The sequence below is a fragment of the Cystobacter fuscus genome, assembly GCF_002305875.1.
Classification (GTDB): domain Bacteria; phylum Myxococcota; class Myxococcia; order Myxococcales; family Myxococcaceae; genus Cystobacter; species Cystobacter fuscus_A.
On the sequence record NZ_CP022098.1, the window covers coordinates 6,995,551 to 7,008,627 of the forward strand.

Here is a 13,077-nt window from a genome sequence, read left to right on the forward strand (position 1 = left end):
CCCACTCTACTCGACTTCGGCGGGGGTGCGATCTATGCATTCGCGCGCATGCTCCAGGTCCTGCTGCTGAACGAAGGTCGCGTCCTCACCGGAGGCGAGGAGTTGCTCGAGCAGCCGGGGCGCAAGTGGATCGACGTCCTCCAACCCACCGAGGAGGTGATGGCGCGGCTGGGTGATCGCTACGGCCTGCACCGGCTGGCCATCGAGGACTGTCTGCACCTGGACCAGCGGCCCAAGCTGGAGGAGTACCCGAACCATCAGTTCATCGTGCTCCAGGGGTTCACCGCGCTCGCGGACGACGTGTGCCACCTGACGCTGCACGAGCACCACTTCTTCCTCGGCGCGGACTGGATCATCACCGTGCACGAGCTGCCCTTTCCGGGCCTGGAGACGGTGGGCCAGCGCGTCCGCGCCGATCCCGAGGCGACGCTGGGCCGCGGCGTGGACATGCTGCTCTACCTGTTCGCGGACGCGCTGGTGGACGGCAACTTCCCCATCCTCGATCGCTTCAACGACGAGCTGGAGGACCTGGAGTCCGCGGTCTTCGAGAACCCCCAGCCGGAGCAGCTCCAGCGGGTCTTCGCGATGAAGCGTGCCCTGGTGTCGCTGCGCCGGGTGCTCTCGCCCCAACGCGACGTGGTGGGTCTGCTCGTGCGGCGGGGCATCCCCAACGTGAGCGAGCGCACGGTGCTCTACTTCCGCGACGTGTACGATCACCTGGTGCGGCTGTACGAGCAGATCGACTCCGGGAGGGATCTGCTGGGCAACGTGATGGACGGCTACCTGTCCATGGTGGCCAACCGCACCAACGACATCACCAAGCAGCTCACCATCTTCTCCACCATCTTCCTGCCCCTGTCCTTCATCACGGGCTTCTTCGGACAGAACTTCGAGCTGCTGTCCCACTGGGGCTTCTTCTGGCTGATGCTGCTGTCCGTGGCCGGCCTGCCCCTGGGGCTCATGTTCTGGTTCAGGAGCAAGCGCTGGCTGTAAACCCCTCTCTTCCCGGGAGCACCCATGCCCACCCTCACCGTCGATGGCGTCCCCCTGTACTACCGCGACGAGGGCCGCGGACCGCCCGTGCTGCTCTTCCACGCGTTTCCCCTGCACGCGGACGCCTTCGCCCCCCAGGTGAAGGCCCTGTCCCACCGCTACCGCTTCATCCTGCCGGACACGCGGGGGCTCGGACGGAGCGCGCCGGGCGAGGGGCCCACGGAGATGTCGCGCATCGCGCGGGATGGCCTGGCGATCCTCGACGCGCTGGGCGTGGAGTCGGCGGTGGTGGGCGGCGTGTCCATGGGCGGCTATGCCAGCATGGCCCTCTTGCGCGAGGACGCGGGCCGCGTCCGGGGGCTCGTGCTCGTGGACACCCAGGCGGGGGCGGACGACGAGGCGGGGCGCGCGCGCCGGGAAGCCGCGGCCCAGGAGGCCCTGCGCGAGGGCCCCGAGGCGAGCGTGCGCGCGATGCTGCCGCGTCTGGTGGCCGCGGGCCCGGACTCGGACGTGGGGCGCGAGGTGGCGGCGCTCATGCGCGCGGCCACGCCCGAGGGCCTCGCCGCGGCCCAGCGGGGCATGGCCCTGCGCCCGGACAGCAAGGACATCCTCGCGCGCTACGCCGGCCCCGCCCTCGTGGTGGTGGGAGAGAAGGACGCCCTCACCCCACCGGACAAGGCCCGGCAGATGGCGGACCTCATCTCCGGCGCGCGGCTGGAAATCATCCCGGACGCGGGGCACCTGACCAACCAGGAGCGGCCCGAGGCCTTCAACGCCGTGCTCGAGCGCTTCCTGGCGGAGCTGTGAACGCCGGACTCACGGCGCGCAGTTGACGAGCGCGTCGTCCATGGAGCACGTGCCGCACGTCCGGGTGCGCACCAGCGTGCCCATGCGGCACTCGAGCACGGCCTTGCCATCCTCCGTACACAACCCCCGGCCCTCGGCGGTGAGCGCGCACGCATCCCCCTCGACGCTGCCGTGCATGTCACACACCACCTTGCCCGAGGCCTCGTCGCACCCCCCGCTTCCCCGGCACGGCAGCGCGCGCCACTGAGAGTTGCGGCACTCCAGCGCCTCCTTCTCGGAGGCACAGCTGAACGCGGTGCTGTCCTTGCACGCATCGCCAGCCTTGGCGCCACACGCGGACAGGAGGAAGGAGCCAAGCAGCAACGATGACAGGACCCAGGTGCGATTCATCACGGCGCGGGACGATCCCAGGCGCCGAGGGTCCGGTCAACCCGGCTCAACCGCCCAGGGTCTCGCGGAAGAACCTCCGGAAGTTTCCCCCGAGCACGCGCTCCACGAGCGCCTCGGGGTGACGGCGCAGCAGCACCTGGGTGAGCTTGGGCAGGTCCGTCACGTCCTGGATGCCCTTGGGCAGGGCCACCATGCCGTCATAGTCCGAGCCGATCCCCACCCCCTCCTCCCCCATCACGTCCAGCGCATGTTCGATGTGGCGCACGACGTCATCGAGGGCATCTCCCCCCAGGTACACGGGCGCGAGGATGATGCCCACCACGCCGCCGCGCCGGGCGATGCCCCGCAGCACCTCGTCCGAGAGGTTGCGCCAGCCGCCTCCCGCGCCCCTCACCCCCGTGTGGGAGGAGAAGACGCGGGCCGTGGGGTGGGCGAGGATGTCCGTCAGCGTCCGCTCGGAGGCGTGGGCCAGGTCCACCCCCATGCCCACGCGCGCCATCTCCTCCAGCACCGCGTGCCCCAGGGGTGACAGGGGCCGGTTGCCCATCAGCGGAAAGGAGGAGCCGCCCGCCTCGTTGTTGGACAGGTGCGTGAGTCCCATGAAGCGCACCCCGCGCTGGTGCAGCTCCGCCACGCGCTCCACCCGCCCCTCGATCGCATGCGCGCCCTCGATGCCGAGCACGGCCGACAACCGCCCCCGCGCCAGGTTCTCCTCCAGCGCGCGTCCCGAGGTGGCGATGCCCACCTGCCCCTCGGAGCGGCGGCAGAACTCCTCCAGGCGCTCGATCTGCCACAGGGCGCGCGACCATTCACTCGCGCGGGCCGCCCGGGGCCACCCGCGCATCAGGGCGAAGGTCTCGAAGCCACCGATGAAGGGAAAGCCACGGGTGACGATCGTGAAGCATTGCAACTTCATCCCCACCTCGCGCAGGCGGGGAAAGTCCACGTGCCCCTCGGAGGAGCGCTCGCAGAGATCGCGATTCCACATCAGCGAGTCCGCGTGCCCGTCCGCGACGCACCAGCGCCGGTGCAACTCCATCACATCCTGCATCGAGGGAAGCATGGCCTGCGAGTCTCGGGTCTCGCGCGCTCCAGCTCAAGCATTCCCCGCGGGGCGCGTGGGACACATGGCCCGCTGCCCCCAGGGAAAGCGGACACCGTGTCCCGCGCCGAGAGGGCTCCCTATTTCTTCTTCTTCTCTTTCGCGGCGCGCTCCTGGGTCACCTCGAGGCCACGCAGCACCTTCTGCCCCTCCTCGTCGAACTGATAGGTGGCCCGCACCTCGTCGCCCACCTGCAGGCTCGACAAGGCCAGGGGCCGGTCATCGCGCATCAATTGCACCTGATCGTCCACGTGCAGCGTCACGATGCGATTCTTCTTGGGAACGGAGAGGGTCATCCCCTTGTCCGACACCGAGCGGATGATGCCCTTCTCCTGCCTCGTGCCGGTGCTGGGCATGCCACTGCCGCCCGTGCCCATGCCGCTGCCGCCCGTGCCCTGGTTGTCGTTGCCCCTGCCCGGCGTCGGCAACATGACGACGGATGGCGCACCATCCTGGAACGCCGTCTGCTTCTGTTCAATGGGCCGCTGATCCCCGGCACGCCCGCTGCCCTGGACGTCTGCCATGGATTGACCCTGGTTCGAATGCCGCTCCTGGGCTCGAGCCACGCCCGGGGCCCCCATCGTCAGGGTCAACCCTGTCACCGCCACTGCCGCGATCATCCATTGACGCATGTGCCCTTCCCTCTCAGGTGTTGTTTCCCACCACGGTCCCTTTTCATGGGTCCTGAAAGGAAACTGGGAGTCCGTCCCCACCAGGGAAAGCCTTGACGCACGAGCACACGCACGCACGCATCCCCTTCGAGCAGGATGCCCGGATGCACTACCGGACATCCCGAGGAAAAAGAAACACGGCCCCGCGCGAGAGCGGAGGCCGTGCGGTCTTCCAGACATCAGGCGCTACTTGGCCATGTCGGGCATGTCCGGCAGGCTCTTGGCGCTCGTCTTGGTGACCTCGACGCTGCGCAGCAGCATCTGGCCGTTCGGGTCCAGTTGGTAGGAAGCACGGACCTCGTCACCCGCCTTGAGGCTGGACAGGGACAGCGCCTTGTCGTCATGCATCACCTTCACCTGCGGGTCCGACTTGAAGCGCATGAGCTGATTGTGCTTGTCGGGGACGATGAGCGTGAGGTTGTTGCCCGACGTCGACTGGATGGTGCCCTTCACCTCTTCCAGCTTGGCCTGCTTGTCGCTGACCACGCCGCTGCCGCCCGTGGCCGTGTCCTGATCGGAGAGCTGCTCGTACTGCTTCTCGGCGAGCTTGTTCTGCTCCTCGGCCAGGTCCTGACGGGCCTCGGCCACGTCCTCCTGCTTGTCCTGGGCGGTGGCGGCGATGTCCTGGTTCGCCTCGCGCTGCTCCTCGACCACCTCGCGTTGGGCCTCGGCCACGTTCTCCTGCTGCCGCTGGACTTCGCCCTTGCGCTCGCACCCCGTCACCAGACCCAGACCCGACACCACCATCACCGCCGCCATCAGCTTCCGCATGTGCCGCTCCTTTTGTTGGTTGCGTGAGAACCTTTCGGTTCAGAGCGCGGGAACCCTCCCCCCCCGCGTGGCAGAAAACTGGGCTCCTGCCCCCGGGATGTACAGACTTGCCAAAGGCACACCGGGAACATATGGGGCCAGCCCGGCCGACAACGGCTCGGGTGCCCGCCTGCTCTGCCGGTGGAGGAAAAGAGCCCGCGCCGCCAGGCGAGGCGGCGGGCGGGCGCTAGGCGCCACCGTCGCGAGAACCACCATCCGGAGTGCCCCCGTCGGCCGTCCCCTCGTCTCCACACAGGGGCGCGCCTCCAGTGACCCACCGATCGAGGAGGGCACGTTGCTCCTCGGAGAACTCGGTGCTGCCCAGAGGCGGCATGTTGCGCTCGGTGACGGCGCGCGCCTTGATGCGCGCCGCCATGTCCCGGGCACCCAGCACGCCCCCATCGCCCTCGTACACGTCGAGCCGGAAACCCTTGGGGCCAATGCCCGAGACGCCATGGCACCCGGCCACGCACCCGGCCACCATCACCGGTTGGATGTCATTGCACCAGGTGGGCACCGGCCCGCCAGGCGGCTCGGCGATTCCGGGCCCCCGCAGCAGTTCGCAGGTGCGCCCTTCTCCCGGACGTGCCGCGACACAGGTCAAGGGCGCGGGACAGTCGGCCGCGGCGGTGCACGACTTGCCGGTGAAATCAGGGGCCTCGATGGTGCAGCCCGTGGCCATGGCGGCCCCCAGACCCAGAATGCTCAAACGGATGCGCTTCATGATGACCCTAGGGAGTGCCCGCGTCGTCGCAGAAGGGACTACCGGCCGCCACCCAGCGCTTGATGAGTTCACGCTCGGCGGAGAGAGAGGTGGGGCTGGCGCCCGGAGGCATGTTGCGTTGATCCACCGCCCGGGCCTTGACGAGCGCGGCCATCTCGAGCGCGCCCTTGGGCGAGGCGGACGAGTAGACGTCGAGCCGGAACTCCGGGTGACCGCTGTTCGTCGTCGTCGCGCCGTGACACGAGGACACGCAGTTGGCCACCATGACCGGTTGGATGTCATTGCACCAGGTGGGGGTGCGCGCGGACCCGGCGTCGGGGGGGCTCCCGGCGTCGAAGTCCAGGGGCGCGGGCGGATAGAGCACTTCACACAGGCGCTCGCCCTCGGAGACCGTGACGCAGCGGTGGGTGGAGGGACAATCGGCGTCCTGCGCGCAGACCTGGGGCGGCACGGGGTTCTCGGAGATGAAACACCCGGAGGCCGCCACGGCGCAGACGAGGAGCCCGGGGGTGAACGGAAGGCGCATGGTGTCTGCTCTCAGAAGTGGAAGGTGAGACTCGCCTTCTCGGCGGCGGGCTCGGGCAACAGCTCCAACACGAGCCCATAGAGGAGCGTGGCCCCCGCGAGCCCGTAGAGCACGTTGGCGGTGGCGGCCTGCGCGCGGGCGCGGCCCAGCGCGGCGCTGGACTCGCTCGCCGAGGCGAGGGTCCGGGCGCGAGCCGCCTCGCCCTGGGCGAAGTAGCCGAAGCCGATGCCGCCCAGCAGCAACACCCCCCCACCGACGAAGGCATAGCGATGACCGTGGAGGCCCGAGGGCGCCTGGGTGGGGGCATCCACGGCGGTGGGGGCCACGGAGGCGGACGGCTCGGCGGCGAGGGCCGGAAGGCCCGGCGCGAGCACCAGGAAGGCGGCCAGGAGCCTGCTGCGGACGGAGTGCATGGTAGGCGACTATACCCGAGACGAAGCGCGGGGATGGAGCCCGAGTGCGTCTCACCCACCCCGGAGGACGCCCGGGCCGCCCAGACACGCGCGAGCAGCGCGAACGCGAGCGTCCGCACCGGGGCTCCAGGACGTCAATCGCCAGCGCCGCCCGGCCAGCTCCGGGTGAGACAGAAGGCCAGGCGCTTTGCTGGCAGGGTCAAGGCCATACCGGTGCGTTGCAATGACTTCTCACGACTTGTCAAGCATCCAGCCACTCGACTCCCGGCCTCGCCACTGCGTTGCAATGATTTGTCATGACTTGTCAAGCTCCCGATCATTCAATCTCACATCAGACACACGCGAGTGCATCTTCGAACCGCATCCACTTGCTCATGAAGTTCATCCATGCCTATATCCTCCGGGCACTCCAGCGGGGACGGCAAGGCATTGCGCCGCGGGGTATTCCCGCCGGAACTGGACAATCCATTGACAGACGAGGAGAGGCAGGAGATGAAGACAGAGGCCGGAACTGAATCCGCCAACAAGCTCGAGCCCGCGCTCAAGCTCAATTTCTACAGCCACGCGACGCTGGATTGCCACGACGTCGAGCTCACGCGACGATTCTACCAGGAGTTCCTCGGGTTGGAGGCCGTGATGATGGGGGATGGAGCACTCGCGGCCCGGCTCGGTGGCGATCAGATCATCGTGATCGTGCAGAACCCGAACCGCAAGGGAAGCATGCACTTGTTCAACCACAACGGGTTGGACGTTGGCACCGAGGCCGAGGTCGACAACGCCTATGCGGTGGTGAAGCGCGACGCGGAGAAGTGGGGCCTCAAGAAGATCACCCGGCCGCTCTTCCAACACGGCACCTATAGCTTCTACTTCTGGGACATGGACGACAACGCCTGGGAGATCCTCGCCAACCCGAAGGGGGGGTTCGCCTGGGTCTTCGAGCGCGGCGAACAGGAAGTCGCCGCGCAGATGACTTCGGTAGGGCGCCCCGTTTCCTAATCGAGGAAGCGACGTTCCCAGCGGCGCTTGTCTTCAGGAGGGAAGTCGGGATCGACATAGTGGGTTTCGTAATAGAGCCAGGGCTCCAGCACGCGTGCCAGTTCGCGATAGGCGGGAAGCGTGCGGCCCTGCTCGGTGTCTCCCGCGTCCGGCCACGCGCCCAGTGTGACGACGGCGCGCTCGCCTCTCATCTCCTGGACTGTCGTTCCCAGAGAGGACAGGCGGGAACGCAATTGCGCCGCACCACCCAGTTCGCCCAGCACCGGCTGCCCCAGGAAGGTCATCCAGGAGGGGCCGCGTACCTTCGTCCCCATGCGCCACGAAAGCCAGCCCAGCTCAGGAATGTCCATGCCCGGGTAGCGGAAGCACCGCTGGTGGATTTGTCGCATGACGCCCATCAGGTTCGTGGCGCCGTTGAAGGCGAGCCCCGCCTGTCCAAAGCAAAAGGGAAGCGGAGCGGCCAGTTGCAATGCCAGCTCACGCACCCGCTCCGGGCCGTGCTCCTCCAGGTATTCGGTGGGGAGCCAGAAGCTTACCGCGCATGCCGCATTCGGCTCATCCTTCAAGGACAAGGACGGAGCGCCAAGCGGTTTACCGGCATATTCAAAACCATACCGGTACTCGCTGCTGGACTCATCTCGAAGATCGAACATGGGCCATTCAGCCTCGAGCAATTCACGCCGGATGCGATTCCACTCGGCATCATTGAGATCTTGCAGGTACCCTTCTTCATCGACATATCTGCCGAGCGCCCGGGGCCCCATCGCCTGAAGGTATATCTCCAGGGAATGAAGTACTCCGCGCGCTATCTCCTGGTGAGGGTGTCGGATGAAGAAAGAAATATTCAGACTATCGCGGAGCAGGCTGAATCCGGCCTGTGCCATGAGGCGAATACGTGGAACGTGCTTGCTCATGGGATGACTCCTATCCATGAAGGACCCGGGAGGGTTGCGTACCCAGGACTTCCTTGTACACGTCGTTTTGCCTGCGACCCGCGTACGGCCCTCGGGAATACAGACACCAACCAACTTCGGACGTGTTCTTGCAGGGGAACTTGAAATCATAGACGAACTTCGGATGGAGCGGATCACCCGAGTGGATGACGACGTCTGGCTTGATCGTGCCTTTCAGCTCGTTGAAACATCCCTCCTCCAGCAGGGCCTGCTCCTCCTCGACGCTGATCAACTCGCGCCGTCTGGTCCGCTGGTCGTAGCGGTAGCGAGGCTCCAGGCTGAAGCCACCCGGGCGCAACACGCTCAGCCTCTCCTGGACGCATTGGAACGCGGCCCGGTGCATTTCCTCGCCGAAGAACTGGGCTCGCGTCCTGACCTTGCCTCCGAACTTCTTCTTCTCGTCACACTCCACCGGAGTGGGGCTCTTGCCATCCATGTGCTCAAGGAGCACCTTCGAGCGAGCCTCGTTCGCACACTCCGAAAGCACCTGCTTGATGCGAGCCTCCTGCTCGGGACCCAACGCCGCCCGGATCGTGCCAACCGCAATACCGAACTCGGCCAGCCGTTGCCCGGCGTGAGGAATGACCGTCTCCTCACCCGCCACCTGGGCACAGAGCGCCGGGTTCGTCCTGCAGGAACTCGAGGCCGAGTCGAAGGATTGCGCGTAATGACTCGGTACGACGTGGCCCCCCATGCCCACGTGGCAGGACATGAGGGGCACGGTAGAGAGGAGAACTCCCACCCATGGCCGGAAGACCCGGGCAGGACCCTCCGCGAAGACTGGAGGCAGCTTCATCTCACGCCAGGCCGTGGAACACCCGCTGGACGTCCTCGTCCTGCTCGAGCTTGTCCACGACCTTGAGCACCTCCTGTGCCTGCTCCTCGGCCAGCGACACCGGGTTCAGGGGGATGTACTCGGACTCTGCGGACAAGGGAGACAGCCCCTTCTCCTCGATCGCGTGCTGCAGACGGCCGAAGTCGTTGAAGGCGCAGCGGATGATGAGCTGCTTCTCCCCCTTCTCGCCCGTCCCCTCGCCCATCTCCTGCAACCCGTGGTCGATCAGGTCCAACTCCAGCGCGTCCTGATCCACTCCCTCGGGCGACAGCCGGAACACCCCCATGTGCTGGAAGAGGAAGCCCACACTCCCCGTGTTGCCCATGTTGCCGCCGCCATCCTTGAAGGCATGGCGCACGTTGGCCACCGTGCGCACCACGTTGTCCGTCGCCGACTCCACGATGATGGGGATGCCGTGCGGGCCGTAGCCCTCGTACAGCACCACCTCGTAGTTCTTCACGTCCTGGCCGCTCGCGCGCTTGATCGCCGCCTCGACCTTGTCCTTCGGCATGTTGCCGTGACGGGCGTTCTGCAGCGCCCGGCGCAGGGCGGGGTTGTTGTCCGGGCTCGGGCCTCCGGCCTTCACCGCGATGGCGATGTCCTTGCTGATGCGCGTGAACAGCTTCGCCATCTTGTTCCAGCGCGCGAACATCGTCGTCTTACGGGTCTCGAAAATGCGTCCCATGGCCGCGCAGAATGCCGCGCCCTCCCGCCAAGGGCCAGCGGGTATGCTGCTCCCCCGTGAGCCCTCCCCCCTCGGACCTGCGACCCCTCGCGCTCGGTGAGATCATCGACCGCTCCGCCACCTTCTGGCGCAGGCACTTCCGGCCCCTCTTCCTCCTCAGCCTCGGCTTCAACCTGACGACCTACATCCTCACCAAGGTCCTCCAGTTGACACTCCAGGAGAACCTCGTGCTCCAGACGCACGGCGGAGACCTGGAGGAGCTGAGTGCCTCGCTGCTGCGCACCCTGGTATCGCTCGGGGGCGTCTTCCTGGTGTCGCTCTGGCTCTACTACCTCAACACCCTCGTGGTGGCGCGCTACGTGGTGCCCACCCAGCTCGGGGACGGGGCGGCTCCGGCATCCAGCCTCCAGCGGGCGTGGAAGCGGTTGGGCGCCCTCACCGGCGCCTACCTGCTCTCGCTGCTCTGGGGGACGGGCGTCCTCCTGCTCATGATGCTGCCGGGTGGGCTGATGCTCGGGAGTGGAGGCGTGCTCGTCGCCCAGGCGGGCCGCGGCGCGCCTCAACTGGCGGGCGCGGCCCTGCTCATCGGCGGGGTCGTCGTGGTGTCGCTGGGCTTCGTGGGCGCCCTGCTCTGGTACCTCCTGCGCTTCTCCCTGCTCGCGCCGGTGCTCGCCATGGAGGATCTCTCCGCGGCGCGCTCCTTCCGCCGCTCGGGCGAGCTGCTCTCGGGCCGGGTGGAGCCCGGCTTCATCGGGCGGATGACGGTGCGGGCGATGCTGCTCGTCACCGTGGTGTCGCTCATCCTCCTCGCCGTGAGCGCCCTGTTCGGCCTGCCCGCGCTCGTCGTCCAGTTCGCCTACCGCGACCCGAGCCAGCCCCTGCTCTCGCTCGCGCCCCAGTGGCTCCTCATCCCCGCGGAGCTGTTGCAGGTGGTGGGACAGGCGGTGCTCAACCCCCTGGGCCTCGTCGTATACGCGGTGCTCTACCTGGACATGCGCGTGCGCCGTGAGGGCCTGGACCTCGAGCGCCGTCTGGACGCCACGCCGCCCTCCCCCGCCCAGCCCGTGGGGGCCTCATGAGGATCGGGCTCGCCTTGCTGTGGCTCGCGGCCCTGCCCTGCCCGGACGCCGAGCGGGACATCCAGGAGCTCACCGAGCTGGCCCGGAGCGAGCCCGAGGCGGTGGGAGGCGCCCTCGAGGCTCTGGAGGCCCGGTGGCAGGGCCTGCCGCTGCGCGCGCCCGGCGACGACACGCCCTTCAAGCACGTGGAGACGGTCCGCGTGCGTCTCCAGGGCGTCTGCGCCCCGCTCGAGGTGGAGAACACCGGGGGCCCCACGCGAACGACCGATCGGGCGCGGCTGGAGGAGATCCTCTCCCGGCCCGAGTTCGCCCAGGCCCGGCAACGTCAGGGCGATGTGCTCAAGCGCCTGCTGCGCATGGTGAGGGGCTGGCTGGAGGAGCTGTTGCAGACGCGGGGCGCGCAGAGCTTCGCGACGAGCACGCGCACGCTGGTGCTGGTGTTGGGCATCGCGGTGGTGCTCCTCACCGCGTTGCGCCTGCGCTCCTGGCGGCGGGCGCCCACGAAACGAGCCGGCGGCCCGGACGCGGCGCTCGTCCCGGTGCGGCTCGATCCGCCTGGGGAGCACCTGACGCGCGCCCGGGCGGCCCTGGCGTCCCAGCCCCGCTCGGCCATCCGGGAAGGGCTGCTGGCGTTGCTGTCCTCGCTGGAGTCGCGGCGGTTGGCGAGACCGGATCGCGTGAGGACGAACCGGGAGCTGGTGGAGGAGCTGCCGGGACGGGGCGCTCCCGCCCACGTCACGGGTGAGGTGGAGCGGCTGGTGCGCTGGTACGACCGGGCCTTCTATTCGCTCGAGCCCGTGCCCGCCGAGGACGCGGCGCGCTTCGTGGACGAGGTGGAGCGGTTGCACCAGGGCCTCGCGGGAGGCACGACATGAAGACGGCCCGGCTGGTGGCCTTCTACGGCGTGCTGGTGACGCTGGCGCTCGCGCTGGGGCTCGCGACGAACCAGGCGGCGCCCCCCTCGACCCGACCCTCGGTGGACAACCCGGGCGCCCTGGGGCTCCGGGCGCTGTACCTGTACCTCGAGGAGTCGGGGGCCCGGGTGTCGGCGCTTCGAGAGGCGTTCGATGGCACCCCGCTGTCCGACGAGCTGCGCACGCTGGTGGTGGCCACGCCCATGGGCCGGTCCATGACGCCCGCCGAGGCCCGGGAGCTACGCCAGTGGGTATCCCGGGGCGGAACCCTCGTCTACCTCGCGTCGAGGGAGGCCGGGATGCGGCCATCGGCGCTGGAGGACTGGATTCCGTTGTCCGAGGCGCCCCTGTTGCCCGCGAGCGCCGAGGGGCTACCGCCCGGGGAGAAGGATCTCACGGGAACGACGGTGCGCGTCTGGGGGCCCGTGGGCGCGGCGAAGGCGCTCGAGGGGCTGCGCGTGTCGCTGGATCAAGGCCTCACGGTGGACCGGCCCGAGGCGGTGCCCCTCGCGGGGGCCCGGGGCGTGGCGGTGGTGTGGCGGGTGCCCGAGGGACGCGGCCAGGTGTACGTGCTGGCGGGGACGGACCTGGCGGAGAACCGGCGACTGGAGATGTTGGACAACCTGCGCTTCTGGGACGCGCTGGCGGTGCGAGGGCCCCTCGGCTTCGACGAGTACCACCAGGGAGTGGAGCCCGCCCGGGAGCCCCCGTCGACCCGGGCCCTGTGGATCTTCGCGGCGCAGATGCTGGCGGTGGGGTTGCTCTACGCGGTGTCCCGGGGGACGCGCTTCGGTGTGCCCCGGCCGCTGGTGGAGGAGCGGCACCGCTCGTCGCTCGAGTACGTGCGCTCCCTGGGCTGGCTCGCGCGGCGCGCCCGGGTGGAGCGGGAGCTGGTGCCGGAGCTGGGGCGCCAGTTGCGGCGGCTCATGCATGAGCGCCTGGGCATCTCCCCCGAGCTGCCCGAGGAGGAGGCGGCGCGGCTCGTGGAACAGCGCTGTGGGCTGAGCGCGGCGGACTACCTGGCGGAGCGGGAAGCGCTCATCCGCACCCTGGAGCAGCGCGACATCCGCCCCGCCGACTACGCGCGGCTGGTGCGCCGGTACGCACGGCTGGAGGCGATCCTCTCCGGACGGGCGGCACGTCCCTCCGGGCCTTCCTGAAAGCAGACGAGGACTCCGC

Annotated in this window: 16 protein-coding genes; 6 read left to right on the forward strand and 10 right to left on the reverse strand. The window is 68.6% G+C overall.

The window, feature by feature from the left end; translation table 11 throughout:
• The first annotated feature begins 48 nt into the window (after positions 1–48).
• Positions 49–993 carry a magnesium/cobalt transporter CorA gene (corA, locus tag CYFUS_RS28430; protein WP_095988082.1) on the forward strand — a complete coding sequence of 315 codons (945 nt, stop codon included), beginning with the start codon at positions 49–51 and terminating at the stop codon, positions 991–993.
• Between the two features lie 24 nt (positions 994–1,017).
• The gene (locus CYFUS_RS28435) at positions 1,018–1,800 is read left to right on the forward strand and encodes an alpha/beta fold hydrolase (RefSeq protein WP_095988083.1); all 783 of its coding nucleotides are present in this window, start codon (positions 1,018–1,020) and stop codon (positions 1,798–1,800) included.
• Between the two features lie 9 nt (positions 1,801–1,809).
• Here the strand turns inward: CYFUS_RS28435 and CYFUS_RS28440 are convergent, their stop codons facing one another.
• The 7 genes from CYFUS_RS28440 to CYFUS_RS28470 all read right to left on the reverse strand — a co-directional run bounded on the left by CYFUS_RS28440 (position 1,810) and on the right by CYFUS_RS28470 (position 6,436).
• Positions 1,810–2,190: a hypothetical protein gene (locus CYFUS_RS28440; protein ID WP_232536858.1), complete on the reverse strand. Its 381-nt coding sequence runs from the start codon at positions 2,188–2,190 to the stop codon at positions 1,810–1,812.
• Positions 2,191–2,236: 46 nt separating this feature from the next.
• Complete coding sequence (locus CYFUS_RS28445) at positions 2,237–3,241, reverse strand: dipeptidase (RefSeq protein ID WP_095992279.1); 1,005 nt, start codon at positions 3,239–3,241, stop codon at positions 2,237–2,239.
• 131 nt (positions 3,242–3,372) lie between these two features.
• Positions 3,373–3,924, reverse strand: a complete 552-nt coding sequence (locus CYFUS_RS28450) for a hypothetical protein (RefSeq protein ID WP_157758704.1) — start codon at positions 3,922–3,924, stop codon at positions 3,373–3,375.
• A 225-nt stretch (positions 3,925–4,149) separates the two neighbouring features.
• Complete coding sequence (locus CYFUS_RS28455) at positions 4,150–4,734, reverse strand: hypothetical protein (RefSeq protein WP_095988086.1); 585 nt, start codon at positions 4,732–4,734, stop codon at positions 4,150–4,152.
• 226 nt (positions 4,735–4,960) lie between these two features.
• A complete protein-coding gene (locus tag CYFUS_RS28460) occupies positions 4,961–5,497 on the reverse strand; it encodes a hypothetical protein (protein ID WP_095988087.1) in 537 nt (178 codons plus the stop codon).
• 7 nt (positions 5,498–5,504) lie between these two features.
• Positions 5,505–6,023 (reverse strand): hypothetical protein, encoded by a 519-nt coding sequence (locus CYFUS_RS28465; RefSeq protein ID WP_095988088.1) that lies wholly within the window; start codon positions 6,021–6,023, stop codon positions 5,505–5,507.
• A gap of 11 nt (positions 6,024–6,034) precedes the next feature.
• The gene (locus CYFUS_RS28470; RefSeq protein WP_095988089.1) at positions 6,035–6,436 is read right to left on the reverse strand and encodes a hypothetical protein; all 402 of its coding nucleotides are present in this window, start codon (positions 6,434–6,436) and stop codon (positions 6,035–6,037) included.
• A gap of 492 nt (positions 6,437–6,928) precedes the next feature.
• Between CYFUS_RS28470 and CYFUS_RS28475 the strand changes: the two genes are divergently transcribed.
• Positions 6,929–7,432: a VOC family protein gene (locus CYFUS_RS28475; RefSeq protein WP_095988090.1), complete on the forward strand. Its 504-nt coding sequence runs from the start codon at positions 6,929–6,931 to the stop codon at positions 7,430–7,432.
• On the opposite strand, the gene CYFUS_RS28480 is transcribed toward CYFUS_RS28475, so the two are convergent.
• From CYFUS_RS28480 to CYFUS_RS28490, 3 genes are all read right to left on the reverse strand, one after another.
• Positions 7,429–8,346, reverse strand: coding sequence for a type VI immunity family protein (locus CYFUS_RS28480; RefSeq protein ID WP_232536860.1), 918 nt, complete (start codon positions 8,344–8,346; stop codon positions 7,429–7,431). The two genes, CYFUS_RS28475 and CYFUS_RS28480, sit on opposite strands and share 4 nt — an antisense overlap.
• Positions 8,347–8,356: 10 nt before the next feature.
• Positions 8,357–9,106, reverse strand: coding sequence for a hypothetical protein (locus CYFUS_RS28485; RefSeq protein ID WP_157758705.1), 750 nt, complete (start codon positions 9,104–9,106; stop codon positions 8,357–8,359).
• 76 nt (positions 9,107–9,182) lie between these two features.
• Positions 9,183–9,905: a YebC/PmpR family DNA-binding transcriptional regulator gene (locus CYFUS_RS28490; RefSeq protein WP_095988092.1), complete on the reverse strand. Its 723-nt coding sequence runs from the start codon at positions 9,903–9,905 to the stop codon at positions 9,183–9,185.
• A 56-nt stretch (positions 9,906–9,961) separates the two neighbouring features.
• On the opposite strand from CYFUS_RS28490, the gene CYFUS_RS28495 reads away from it, so the two are divergent.
• The 3 genes from CYFUS_RS28495 to CYFUS_RS28505 are packed head-to-tail and all read left to right on the forward strand — an operon-like array spanning position 9,962 to position 13,058.
• Positions 9,962–10,984, forward strand: coding sequence for a hypothetical protein (locus CYFUS_RS28495; RefSeq protein ID WP_095992281.1), 1,023 nt, complete (start codon positions 9,962–9,964; stop codon positions 10,982–10,984).
• Positions 10,981–11,859, forward strand: a complete 879-nt coding sequence (locus CYFUS_RS28500) for a DUF4129 domain-containing protein (protein WP_095988093.1) — start codon at positions 10,981–10,983, stop codon at positions 11,857–11,859. The genes CYFUS_RS28495 and CYFUS_RS28500 overlap by 4 nt, the downstream gene beginning before the upstream one ends.
• The gene (locus tag CYFUS_RS28505) at positions 11,856–13,058 is read left to right on the forward strand and encodes a DUF4350 domain-containing protein (RefSeq protein WP_095988094.1); all 1,203 of its coding nucleotides are present in this window, start codon (positions 11,856–11,858) and stop codon (positions 13,056–13,058) included. Before CYFUS_RS28500 ends, CYFUS_RS28505 begins: the two co-directional genes overlap by 4 nt.
• The last annotated feature ends 19 nt before the right edge of the window (positions 13,059–13,077 follow it).